14 protein-coding genes are annotated in these 9510 nt (G+C 43.7%); 10 read left to right on the top strand and 4 right to left on the bottom strand.

The genetic code is table 11. The features are described from left to right. Together ACYTXL_RS32825 and ACYTXL_RS32820 are read left to right on the top strand one after the other, a co-directional pair. Nucleotides 1-1031 (top strand): HlyD family secretion protein (locus ACYTXL_RS32825; RefSeq protein ID WP_461928239.1); only part of this gene is annotated, 1031 nt, incomplete at its 5' end. Continuing rightward, entirely contained in the window at nt 913-2043 is a 1131-nt protein-coding gene (locus tag ACYTXL_RS32820; protein ID WP_461921715.1) for a TolC family protein, read from the top strand. The genes ACYTXL_RS32825 and ACYTXL_RS32820, both read left to right, overlap by 119 nt. Here ACYTXL_RS32820 and ACYTXL_RS32815 read toward each other — a convergent pair. Both ACYTXL_RS32815 and ACYTXL_RS32810 read right to left on the bottom strand, forming a co-directional pair. Continuing rightward, nucleotides 2040-3326, bottom strand: a complete 1287-nt coding sequence (locus ACYTXL_RS32815; RefSeq protein WP_461921716.1) for a hypothetical protein — start codon at nt 3324-3326, stop codon at nt 2040-2042. The two genes, ACYTXL_RS32820 and ACYTXL_RS32815, sit on opposite strands and share 4 nt — an antisense overlap. A gap of 182 nt (nt 3327-3508) precedes the next feature. After that, a complete protein-coding gene (locus ACYTXL_RS32810; protein ID WP_461921717.1) occupies nt 3509-4144 on the bottom strand; it encodes a hypothetical protein in 636 nt (211 codons plus the stop codon). Nucleotides 4145-4228: 84 nt separating this feature from the next. On the opposite strand from ACYTXL_RS32810, the gene ACYTXL_RS32805 reads away from it, so the two are divergent. From ACYTXL_RS32805 to ACYTXL_RS32790, 4 genes are read left to right on the top strand one after another with little or no spacing between them, the layout of a single operon-like run. Further along, a complete protein-coding gene (locus tag ACYTXL_RS32805) occupies nt 4229-4822 on the top strand; it encodes a thermonuclease family protein (RefSeq protein WP_461921718.1) in 594 nt (197 codons plus the stop codon). A gap of 1 nt (nt 4823) precedes the next feature. Continuing rightward, the gene (locus tag ACYTXL_RS32800; protein WP_461921719.1) at nt 4824-5228 is read left to right on the top strand and encodes a pilus assembly FimT family protein; all 405 of its coding nucleotides are present in this window, start codon (nt 4824-4826) and stop codon (nt 5226-5228) included. Beyond that, entirely contained in the window at nt 5201-5323 is a 123-nt protein-coding gene (locus ACYTXL_RS32795; RefSeq protein ID WP_461928241.1) for a hypothetical protein, read from the top strand. Before ACYTXL_RS32800 ends, ACYTXL_RS32795 begins: the two co-directional genes overlap by 28 nt. Continuing rightward, nucleotides 5265-5648, top strand: coding sequence for a transposase (locus ACYTXL_RS32790; RefSeq protein ID WP_461928240.1), 384 nt, complete (start codon nt 5265-5267; stop codon nt 5646-5648). Before ACYTXL_RS32795 ends, ACYTXL_RS32790 begins: the two co-directional genes overlap by 59 nt. A 677-nt stretch (nt 5649-6325) precedes the next feature. Here ACYTXL_RS32790 and ACYTXL_RS32785 read toward each other — a convergent pair. Beyond that, entirely contained in the window at nt 6326-6613 is a 288-nt protein-coding gene (locus ACYTXL_RS32785) for a hypothetical protein (protein WP_461928238.1), read from the bottom strand. 515 nt (nt 6614-7128) lie between these two features. Between ACYTXL_RS32785 and ACYTXL_RS32780 the strand changes: the two genes are divergently transcribed. Continuing rightward, entirely contained in the window at nt 7129-7626 is a 498-nt protein-coding gene (locus ACYTXL_RS32780) for a hypothetical protein (protein ID WP_461921721.1), read from the top strand. A 525-nt stretch (nt 7627-8151) separates the two neighbouring features. On the opposite strand, the gene ACYTXL_RS32775 is transcribed toward ACYTXL_RS32780, so the two are convergent. Further along, complete coding sequence (locus tag ACYTXL_RS32775) at nt 8152-8580, bottom strand: hypothetical protein (RefSeq protein ID WP_461921722.1); 429 nt, start codon at nt 8578-8580, stop codon at nt 8152-8154. A gap of 134 nt (nt 8581-8714) precedes the next feature. Here ACYTXL_RS32775 and ACYTXL_RS32770 point away from each other — a divergent pair, with 134 nt between their 5' ends. The 3 genes from ACYTXL_RS32770 to ACYTXL_RS32760 form a co-directional block, all read left to right on the top strand. Next, nucleotides 8715-8960 carry a hypothetical protein gene (locus ACYTXL_RS32770; protein WP_461921723.1) on the top strand — a complete coding sequence of 82 codons (246 nt, stop codon included), beginning with the start codon at nt 8715-8717 and terminating at the stop codon, nt 8958-8960. Between the two features lie 117 nt (nt 8961-9077). Continuing rightward, entirely contained in the window at nt 9078-9224 is a 147-nt protein-coding gene (locus ACYTXL_RS32765) for a hypothetical protein (RefSeq protein ID WP_461921724.1), read from the top strand. A 62-nt stretch (nt 9225-9286) separates the two neighbouring features. Beyond that, a partial coding sequence (locus tag ACYTXL_RS32760) for a hypothetical protein (RefSeq protein WP_461928237.1) occupies nt 9287-9510 on the top strand: 224 nt, incomplete at its 3' end.

Raw genomic sequence — 9510 nt, 5'->3', positions numbered from 1 at the left:
CAGTCCTTCAACAAAACCGTCCTCTAAGAATGAGTATATCCGTGGATAATCCCTCATTCTTAAAGGTCAAACTTAATCAAGAAATTAAAAAAGGGGATGTAATATCTGATAATTCCACAGAACGCGATCGCTTAGATAAGCAGAAAAAATCTGTCAAGTTACAAATTGATAATCTTAAAAGTAAGGTCATTCCCGAACCTTTTAAACCTACTCAAGCATTGGGGCTAAAACCATTACCTCCGGCTATTTTCTCAGAGGAAAGTGCAGCGATCGCACAATCTAAAATGAAGTTATCCCAGGCGCAAGGATTATTAGAAGCACGTACACAACTGCTACAAACCGATAACCCAGAACGTAGGGCTGAATCTGAAAATGCTGAAGCGGGATTTCAGATTGCATCTCAAAAGGTGGCAGAACAAGAGCAGATGATTCAGTCGATGCGAGATATGAAACTGTCAACTGAGATTTTGCAACATGAGGAGGCTAAATTAAAGCAGTTGCGAAGTCAATTGGATCAGGCTAATTCTGCTCTTGACCAAAGTAAAGCCAAACTCAACGCTTCTGCAATTAACCAGCAACAGGAATTACAACAATTACAAATAAATGTGAGATTGGCACAATCTGATTTAGAGGTTGCCCAGTCGCGGCTGATTGCTGCCCAAAACCGCCGTCAGTTGACAGAGTATGATGCAAATCTCAATGAGGCGCGTAGACAGCAGCAGGAAAACCAGACTCAACAGGAATATTCGCGGCAACAGCAACAGTATGCCCAATCGGTAAGGGACAGAGATTATCAGTTGGCACAACTAAACATCTCACTTACCACAGTCGAGGATAAACTAGCACAAATCCCGATGTTGCGATCGCCCCGCAATGGCTACATTAGGCGAATTAAACCGTGGACTGGGGTAAATGGCAAGTACACCACAACTATTACTATTAGCGCTGCTCCTGCTGTTTCCTCTAAGAATGGGGAAAGCGATCGCTCTACCAACATCGTCCCCAGTCCCAATCAAAGTACCCACCGCTAATACTAAAACTCCGTCAACCCCGCCAACTCCGACAGCCCCGCCACAACCGACTACTGGGGATTCTGATACACCAGATGAGACAACCCCTGAAGTTCAACCAAAGGAGGAATTAACGCCAGATAGCGCTAGCGGTAGCGACGTTCGCGGAGCGTCTCCGTCAGGAGAAGGAGCGTCGGAGGCACAGCAGGCTGATCAGGAATCTGATTCTAAACTGCCTAAACCTGAACAGAATCCTTTTAACAAGCCCAGCATCGATGTGATTCTTGAGAGGGAAATGAATGATGATATGTGGCGGCTGCTGCGCGGCGGACTTCCTTGCTTAGAAACGTCGGCGGTTTGCTTACAACAACTTCAGGAGAAAGCGATCGCACAGTCCCCATTACTCAAAGAAATAGATACCCGTATTGCTGAGGCTAATTCTCGCATCGAGGAGGCGAAAGCGGGAAATAGGAAATCTATTCAGCTTGGAATCCTTACCCCAGCGCTGCAATACCTTTTAGGCCCCACACCCACAGCAGGCCAACCACAAGCAGCAGGGACGGGATTAATTGACAATCTTGCTGGGATATTTAGTGGCAAAACTAACTTAATTAATGGGTTGTTAAATGTGATTGGAATTCCTCTATTTCAGGGAAGCCAAGGGGGGAATGCTGACGCGCAGAGGAATGCGATCGCTATCAGTGACATCCAAGTAAAGGTGGCTGAACTTCAGCGCAGCCGCGCACAACTGGCGGATACAATTCGGGATAAAGTAGCCCAATCATTAATCGCTTTTGATGAGGCGCGAACCGATTTCCAAACTGCCCAGGTAGTAGCATCAAGAGCAGTTGATCAATTTAAAGTATTTGAGTTGCGTTATGTAAGAGGTAACAGCGATACCGAAACTTATTTAACCAGACAAAATACGTTAGATAATCAGAAAGCTGCAACCTATAGAGCATGGGCTAAGATGCGGCGATCGCTGTTTACAATTAAGTTGCTAGTGCTTAGTGTCAAAGATGCAGAGATTTAATTAGTTTTACATGGGGTAATTGAGGGGATGTAAACAAAATAAGCATCAACATTCTCCCAATCTCCATTATCTTTTTTGTACTGTATTCCAACGCTTGCTGGGTCGCCTTCATAAGTAGCATTAAAATTAAAATTATCAAATTGCGCCCATCCTCCAGAATCAGAAGTGGTAAATCTGTCGTTGTACGCACCACGCTCGGAAGCGTAGGCAACAAGATTTTTATTAGGTGGCAATCCAATAACTACAAGGGTTCCAGCATACTTACACATTTTGCCTGATACTGGCGTTGGTTTAGGTGCTTCGCAATTTGGCGGAGTGCCTGTAGTTCCTTCTGGGCAAGTTGGCGGAGGGGGTGGAGGAGGCGGCGGCGGCGATACACAATTAGGGGGAGTACCTGTAGTTCCTTCTGGGCAAGTTGGAGGTGGAGGAGTCACACAATTTGGCGGAGTACCTGTAGTTCCTGCCGGACAAGTTGGGGGCGGAGGAGTAACACAATTTGGCGGTGTGCCTGTAGTACCTGTAGGGCAAGTTGCACTACTTCCACCACCACCAGGATTTGGATTACTTGGCGGCGGACTCCAAGAAGTTCCGCCACCACCACTAATACTTGCTATTTGAGTAGTAGATGAAAACTGAATTGTATTTTGCGATCGCCACGTAATCGCGTTAACAGCACTTGCAAAAACTGGAGATGGATAAGCCACAAACAATTTCCCTTTCCTGCAAGCAATTCCCCCACCTGATTGCAATCCTGAAAGCACAAAAGCTTGATTCTCAATAATAATCGCACCAGGACGCGGTTCACCCAATTTAAAAGATAGAAAACCACAAATATTAGCTCTAATATTTCTCGTAGGCGCTGAGGTTAAAAGCCTGATAGTTTGAGCGCTAGATGGTGATAACCCAGAAATATAAGTAGTCCCCTTGTCATCTGCCCATATTTCGCGTTCAGCTTTAACCGTCCCATCGCACTTTGCAGTTTCCTTAATCGGAATATTTGTATTCGTAAAGCCATAAACTGACCCTGATTTCTCATCTTTGATTTCAATGTGATCGCTCTGTTTAATCGTCCCACTTGTCGCTATCCGCAATATCCCACAACTATTAGAAATCCCACTCCTAATTAAAGGCATTCCCCCCAAATCTACAGAATAATTTTTATTAGCTTCCAAACCTTGAATATGAAAGTATCCATCAGTACCAAGATAACCTTTCATTTCAGCTAGGGCGGCTGATGGAGTTAAGGCAATTAGAGTAAGAATAAATAATAGTTTTTTAAGCACTTTTCCTCTAAAAATATAAAAATCTAGTTGCAAGTTGGTGTAGTTGTAAGCTGCTGCAAGACATTCCAAACGATTGAAAATGTCAGCCCTTGGCGGGTTATTAAAAAAGTTGACGGGCTACCAATTTGGGTGCGATCGCTCCTTTCCTCTAAGAATGAAAGCGATCGCATAAATCATTACCATTACCAGGATGCAGGGACGTAACCATAAGGAGTGCCGTCAATCGTTCGGCAATATGGAGCAGTTGTAGCATTAGGCAGGGTTGCCACAGTGTAGCTAGTTGTGCCAACCATAAAAGTTGCAGGCAAAGCACTGGTGGAAGTACCTTTTAAAATTCCGAACCCGCAAGCATTAACAGTTACATTTCGAGTTGTTGGGGATGGCAAGGTAACTGCAACGGCTGCACCTGGAGTTTTACCAACAATAACGACTTGTCCAGTAGGGGTTTTAAAATTTGCAGTTCTAGCTTCACTAAAAGAACCGCTTACGCAAGATGGTAAGGTTTGAGTTGACAAAGTTGCAGCGTTAACAGCAGTTCCGTCTACCTTCAAACCTGTAAAATCGCCACTACTTGGAAGAGAAATTCTTACTTCACCGCAACTGCCAGCTAATCTTGCTGTTGATTTATCTTCGCTACCAAGGCTAACCGCAATGCGACTACCAGCTGTAGCTGAAAATACAACTACTGTACTTCCGCTATCCATCGCCTTGTATACATTTGCGCCATTATAAGGAATCGCCGCAGCAGGCCCCACTGAAGAAGCAGCTGCACCCACACCCACAAGCAAAGCCAAAATATTTTGACAAGTAAATTTCATAAGTTTGCCACACCATTGACAAATAATTGTGCTGCTCTCATCTTAGAGTGATAATTGTCACTTTGTTAAGTGTTGAATCTAAGTATGAAAAATCACAAACTTCATGTAGGAAAAGTTTATATTTCGGTTTTACTATGTGCGATCGCTATCAGTAGCTGTAGCAAATTGCACGGTACAATGCCTGGAATGGCGAACTCGCATTTTCCACCTATGCCAGATTCTGAAGAGTGGCAGGTAATCAGAGTTTCAGACGAGGACACGATCGTAGTTCGCCAAATGGACGGACAAGAGAAAAAGTTAAGGCTATGTGGGGTTGACAGTCCAGAAATTCGACACAATAAACAGCCAGGACAACCACTAGGCTTGGAATCAAAAGCGAATTTACAGCGATTAGTAGATGAAGTTGAGGGTAGGGTTTTGGTCACGCCAGTTGAGAGCGATCGCTATGGTCGAACTGTAGCCGAAGTCTTTTCCTCTAAGAATGGCGTTGAGAAGAACTTCAACTCTGAGCAGGTGTTAGTCGGACTAGCGGTCGTCTATCCTCAATATGTGAAAAAATGCCCTAATGGTGATGTTTTTTTGAGAGCAGAAGCGATCGCACAATCTGGACACTTGGGTGTATGGTCAGCTAACTTTGAGAAACCTTGGGATTATAGAAAAAGGCTTCGTAGTAATTAATATGAAAGATAAGGGATTTACAATAATTGAATTACTTGTAGTTATTTTGATGATTGGTGTGCTATCTGCGATCGCAGTTCCTAGTTGGTTGGGATTTGTGAATAATCAAAGATTAAGTAAGGCATCTGATAAGATTGTTCAAGATATCAAAACAGCCCAATCAGAGGCTAAAAGATTAAAGCTTTTACAAGAAATTCCTACTTATTCTGTGGATAATATTTCAATTGAATACCCATCCCGGAAATTACAATTTGATTATCGAGGCACTGTAAAAGGCGACACTCCTTATAGAATTAACTTAACTCTTGGCACAAAACAACATTGTGCTGTTGTTGTCACCAAACTTGGAGTAGTTATGATGGGAAAGGATAGCGAAAAGTGCGATCAATTATCAACATCACCATAAAAAAAGAATACGATCGCTATGGCAAAAGTGGAAGCAATCACTACACTGGAACGAAGAACGACCATCGCACAGTCGAAACATATCGTCAAAGTTAAAACCAATAGACCCGGTAGGCCTCGTAAACGAGTTAAAGTACTTGCGGCTGATAAAGGTTACGACTCCAAGGATAAACGTACAGCCTTGCGTAGGCGCGGTATCAGACCGCAATGGCCCAAGCGTCTTTGGAAGACCAAGAAAAATAGGGGTAGACCAATTAAAATTTCAGTTCCGCGTTTTCAACAAGAGCGCTGTTTTGCCTGGTTTCAACGAAAATACCGGAGACTCGTTGTTCGATGGGAACGAATTTCCGCCTGTTTCAATGCTTTCCTTTCCCTAGCGACAATTCACATCTGGATTAACAGAATTTTATTAGTGGGATAGATTCCACTACATTTTCCCAATTTGGGAAAATAAAAACCTAAAAACTTATATAAGTGCCATTGAATGTTATTATCAAATAGTTTTTCTCATGGAATCAACATGAATATAAGTACATATGTATATACCGACAACAGTTTATCAGCATTACTAAAAGATTTGTCATCACACGAAGAACATCAAATTTTAGGAGGTACAAAAATATCGCCTAAACTTGTATGCAAATCCAAAGTAATAACGATAGCAAACTGGCCAATCTCTCATGGGATAATCTCTCATAGTCATGGTTTTGCAGTTACCCCTCCCGTAGGAGATCAACAAACACAAACACAAATAATGGTCAAAGTAGTGACTTTACAGTAGGGCAATTCATGAATGGCGTCACCGTGCCAAACCGGGTAAATTTTACCCTAAGGCTGAAGCTAAAATGGAGTAAGCCTTTCAAGAAGTGCTTTTTGGTGAAAGAACTATGGTTATGCTGCTAGTTTTGATCAAGTTTGAACGAAAAATCGTCGTTTCAGGCACTTGAAATTTTCTTAGCGTACAAAAAACCTTTTTTGGCACGGTGATGCCTGAATTACCCATACACTGTGTAGTTTTGCGTAAATCCTATTTCCTTATAACGCCTTAGATTCCCTACAGCGATCGCAACCGTATTAGACGACGCACTGAGAACCGAGCTAAGAATCCTGTAGAAGGTAAAGAAAAACCAAGAAACATCTCATTATCTCACCCGTCCTTACCCACCTACCAGAAGCTACAGGAGACGCTAAAAGAGGCAGAATTGCCTGACGACTTCGATTAATGCCCCGTAGCACCTCACACAGGACGGGGTTTGCTTTGGTGGTTGAGTGCGATCGCAAAAAGAATATTGTTCCAGTCATTCCATTACGTTCCGGCACTGTCCGCTTTAAGTGGTCAAGTTTTCTCAATTCAGTGAAAGTCCCGGTCGCTCCCAGTACCTCCACTCCGTTTCATTCCTTCCACGTACTGCTCACTACGTTCGTTACTAATTAACTGCTCGCTAAAGCTCGCACGGCGAGTAGCTGTTGTTCGCTCCGCTCACTTTAAGAAATACCCCTCCGTGTCCGCTTCGCTCCCACCGAGGGAGTGCTACGCAAACACCGAAAAAGGCATTATATCATTTCCGCTTCGCTCCAATGATGTGCATTTTTCTTGGGGTGCTTGCTCCACAATGGTGCAGTGTTCCGTTTCATTCCACTTCATTCCGCTTCGCTCCATTCCGCTCCATTCCACTACACACAGCACAGGAGGAAAAAGAAGAAAAAAAAAGAAGTGGGTAAGGGTATCTCTGCAATCAAGAAAGATACTCAAAAAAAATAAGTTCTCGCATTCTTTCTTCTCTACGAGAGGCTTCGCCAACACTGCTCGCTGGCGCTCGCACCCGGAAAAACAAAAGTTATTATAGTTTGTATACATGCTATAATAAAGGAGATTAGAGTTTTAGCAAGGGAGATTTATAATGTTAAAGCGAATTGGTTTTGTTGATAAAGTTAAAGTTTGGGATTTTGTTAAAGCTCACGAATATTTATTAGAAGCTGAGAGATGGAATGGTAAGCAAAATTCTAGCAATAGAGAATGTTTATGGTTTGGTTTAGGAGTTGAGTTAGGTTTCAAGAGCTACGTTTTTGAGGGTATTAAAATTGATAGCGCTTTAAGAAAAAAATGCAATGATTTATGGTGTGGAAGTGATTGGAATAGCATTTTATTATATAAATATCAAGCAGGTTGTGAGCTTAAAAATCACGTAGATCGGGATATTTTTGATAGCAAAGTTGTTTTAGTTAATATCAGCAAGGATGATTTGTTAGGGGGAAATGTTGAGTTTTTTTATAATGGAAATATTGAAATTTTAAGCAACGGCGAAATTATAGAATTTAACAGCAAAATACCTCACGGGATAAAAAAGCTTAAATCTGAGCGCTGGAGTTTAAGCATCCGCAAGATCATTACTGCGTAATCTTCACTGCTCGTGGGTCTTACGCTACGCGCCGCGACCCACATCGCCCGATCGCTCCGCTCCCTGCGTTGCGTTCCGGCACGGGGAGCTTTGAGTGGCCAAGTTCTTGCATTTCGCTGAAAGTCCCGGTCGCTCCCCGCACCTCCACTTCACTCCGGTCACTCCGCGAAAATAAAAACACCCTACAGTTTTTAAAAACTATGCTTTCACATATCTTTACAAACTACACTTGCTTTGGTTTTTCTGGCTCCCGCAAGTGGGGTTTATCTCCCGCGCCGTTGTCTGCGGCGGCTGCGGCCGTCCCCCCTGGCTCCCGCGTGTTGGTCGGTTGCGCCGCCGGTGTCGATGCGTTTTTCCGATCAGCTTTCCCCGCAGCCGAGGTTTTCAGCGTTGCGTCAGGTCGTTGGGGGCGTGGTCGTGGGGCGTTTGCAGCTCGTTCCGTGGCCTGTGTTCGTGCCGTGGCCAGTGGCGGCGGGTTGTGGGTTTCTTTTCCTAGTTCAGCGTGTCCGGCTGGCCTCGTGCCGTCTAGTTCTCAGTCACAGTGTTTTTCTGGTTTCGGGTCTGGCTCTTGGGCTTCGTTGGCTTTTGCCCTTGGGTCTGGCCTGCCTTGCGCCGTGTTTTTGGGGTCGCATCCGGTTCCCCTGGCGTGGGGTTTGCTTCCTCTCCCTGGCCTTCCTGGTTGGTTTGGTTGTGCTGCGGTTGTTGGCCAGCCGTCACCAGTTCAGTTGTCTCTGTTTTAGTTGTTTGGGCGGCCAGTTCCCGCCCCAGCTTCTCCGCGATCGCCTCTCTCACAAAATCCAACCGGCGATCGCCCAAACTCCTAAGCGCCTCATCCATCGAGGGCGTAAGACGAACTTGTAAATGCCTTTCTAATGGCTCATCTCCAGCCGAATCACGCTTAATACTTTTGCCAAATTCTGGATTACCGCCGGGGCGGCCTCTCCCAATTCCCATATTTTTATTGCGAAATCTGCATTTAGATTCTAGCAAGTATACACGCTATCTTCTTGCAAAGTTCGACGGAACGGAAACCGACCCCGCCGACTTTGCGCTTCTTAAAGATTGCATAAAGTATCGATTACTATAGTATGTATACATGCTATAATATAGGTGTACCCGACCAAGGACACCTCATGATACCTGACAAAGATTTACCAGTTTCTATTTTTATCCCCGGCGTTAACGACTATGTAGAAGTTGTAGGCGCAAGATGTCAAATTATCGATGGTAAGCAGTTTTTAAGAATAGTTTGCAAGACTTCAATCGGCACAGAATTGCTGATTAATCCTTCAGACCTGCAAACTTACTTCAATCGTTACGCAGTTCCGTTTTAGTTAGTTATCTCTGCGATCGCTGTAGTTGCGATCGCACTCTCCCTTCTCTTCTCTACGAGAGGCTACGCCAACGAGACGCTACGCGAACAAACACTAAGAATTTATTGGTATCCGACCATGAAATTTAAAGCTGATTTAACTGACACAGAAGGCAAACTAAGAATCATTGAGATTGAAGTTTCAGGAAAAATAACTAATTGTGAACTTCGCCAGATTCTTGCTAAAGAATTACCAGGCTGGCGCTTACTTAGTACTTGGTGGTAGTTAATCAGGGCGATCGCACCCTAAGCGATCGCCTAATTCTTTCTATATTCCTTTGAGGCATCATGACTAAATTTATCGTAGGAAAAACCTATCAATGTCGTTCAGTTTGTGACCATGATTGCATATTTAGATACGAAGCAATCAGCAGAACAAAGACATTTATCACCATAAAAAGCCACAACCAAATCACAAAAAGAAAAATTTACATAGATGGAACAGAAGAATATTGTTATCCGCAAGGTCAATACTCAATGTGTCCGATCTTAAAAGCAAATTCTATTGCTGA

This window comes from Nostoc sp. (genome assembly GCF_054880495.1).
This window is presented reverse-complemented; position numbering and strand designations above follow the sequence as displayed.

Coding starts and splice junctions, on each gene's coding strand:
- ACYTXL_RS32805 (WP_461921718.1), top strand. CDS start 4,229: ATGAAAAATCACAAACTTCATGTAGGAAAAGTTTATATTTCGGTTTTA.
- ACYTXL_RS32765 (WP_461921724.1), top strand. CDS start 9,078: ATGAAATTTAAAGCTGATTTAACTGACACAGAAGGCAAACTAAGAATC.
- ACYTXL_RS32820 (WP_461921715.1), top strand. CDS start 913: ATGGCAAGTACACCACAACTATTACTATTAGCGCTGCTCCTGCTGTTT.
- ACYTXL_RS32810 (WP_461921717.1), bottom strand. CDS start 4,144: ATGAAATTTACTTGTCAAAATATTTTGGCTTTGCTTGTGGGTGTGGGT.
- ACYTXL_RS32775 (WP_461921722.1), bottom strand. CDS start 8,580: ATGGGAATTGGGAGAGGCCGCCCCGGCGGTAATCCAGAATTTGGCAAA.
- ACYTXL_RS32780 (WP_461921721.1), top strand. CDS start 7,129: ATGTTAAAGCGAATTGGTTTTGTTGATAAAGTTAAAGTTTGGGATTTT.
- ACYTXL_RS32800 (WP_461921719.1), top strand. CDS start 4,824: ATGAAAGATAAGGGATTTACAATAATTGAATTACTTGTAGTTATTTTG.
- ACYTXL_RS32770 (WP_461921723.1), top strand. CDS start 8,715: ATGTATACATGCTATAATATAGGTGTACCCGACCAAGGACACCTCATG.